This is a genomic window from Butyrivibrio proteoclasticus P6B7, from assembly GCF_000622085.1.
In the GTDB taxonomy this organism is placed as follows: domain Bacteria; phylum Bacillota; class Clostridia; order Lachnospirales; family Lachnospiraceae; genus Butyrivibrio; species Butyrivibrio proteoclasticus_A.
In genome coordinates this window covers 1-1,397 of the sequence record NZ_JHWL01000054.1, presented here as the reverse complement: position 1 = coordinate 1,397, position 1,397 = coordinate 1, and the positions used below count along the sequence as shown (strand labels likewise).

At 40.7% G+C, this 1,397-nt stretch carries 2 protein-coding genes; one reads left to right on the top strand and one right to left on the bottom strand.

What is annotated here, in order from left to right; translation table 11 throughout:
* The first annotated feature begins 224 nt into the window (after positions 1-224).
* On the top strand, positions 225-710 hold the full coding sequence (tnpA, locus tag T541_RS20095; protein ID WP_051538316.1) for an IS200/IS605 family transposase: 486 nt from the start codon (positions 225-227) through the stop codon (positions 708-710).
* 51 nt (positions 711-761) lie between these two features.
* On the opposite strand, the gene T541_RS0116400 is transcribed toward tnpA, so the two are convergent.
* Positions 762-1,184: an HIT family protein gene (locus tag T541_RS0116400; RefSeq protein ID WP_034467733.1), complete on the bottom strand. Its 423-nt coding sequence runs from the start codon at positions 1,182-1,184 to the stop codon at positions 762-764.
* Positions 1,185-1,397: the final 213 nt, after the last annotated feature.

Here is a 1,397-nt window from a genome sequence, read left to right as displayed (position 1 = left end):
GATGACGAATACTGCCTTAAGATGAAATTTGCCCTGTTGTACAGAATGGCTGATGATCTGCAGATATCCCTGCAATAGTCATAGAGTATGTGGTTTTTGCTTATCCTGTATTGCCTTGTTCTGTACACGGTTGAAAATTCCTTAGCAGTATTCTATAGTTAGTATTATACCACACATTTCAGAAAATAGCAAACAAATGTTCTCTCTGGATAAGGAGTAAATTTATGCAGAAATCGATGCTGGAATCAGATATCCTGAACGAGTACAGAAGAGGTTCACATTCCGTATACAATCTTACTTACCATGTGATCTTTGTAACCAAGTATAGGAAGAAAGTGATCACAGATGAGATCGGTGATTTCATGATGAATTACGCCGCTTACCTCTGTGGACGCATGAACAGTGAACTCATTTCAGCAGAGACAGATGTCGATCACATGCATCTGCTGATATCCATGCCACCTGATGTTGCTCCTGTCAAGCTCATCAACTCGTTAAAATCACAACTTTCTAAAGAAGTGAGAAATACATATAGGACTCACATAGAAAAGTATCTGTGGGGAGATTCACCCTTCTGGAGTGCAAGTTACTTTTGTGCAACTACCGGAAGCGTTTCTCTTGATACTGTTAAGAAATACATTGAAGAGCAGCGAACAGAAGAACACAAACGCAAATACATTAAGACGGGGAAATACAAAAAGAAAAGCTAGTGCGATTCATCCCACAACCGATTTCATCGGAAGGAGTTTTCTCGCACGTTGTTATAATGCCGCCTTAATCTTCTCGATCATTTCCTCATATTCAGCGTCTGTAAGGAATTTCTTCTGAGGGTTCATCTCGAAAACGCCGCCCCACTCGAAATCGTCCTTGTACTTAGGAACAAGGTGCATGTGAAGATGGCAGCCTGTGTCACCGTATGCGCCGTAGTTGACCTTGTCTGGATTGAATACCTTGTGAAGGGCCTTGGCTACTCTATTAACGTCTGCGAAGAAAGCGTTTCTCTCCTCGTCAGAAATATCAACGATCTCGCTAACGTGATCCTTGTAGGCCACGATACATCTGCCTGGATGACTCTGCTCTTTAAAAAGAACCAGTTGGCTCACCTCCAGGTCGCAGATTTTGATTCCAAATTTAGCAAGTGGCTCGCCACCTACGCAATATCCACAATTATTGTCTTTTGTCATGATGTTATCCCCATTTCTTTTCATAATTATGTGGTAAAAGAGTTATTTCTTTTACCACATACAATTCTAAACTATTATGGTGTTCGGAGCATCGGACAATCTTGGCATGAAGTAGGATTGTAAACGCTATTATAAAAGTTGACCAGTTTCATCCATTTCGCTAGCGAAAAAGTTTACCACCTTGTGTTAAGTCCTTTATGATTTTTTGTGTAT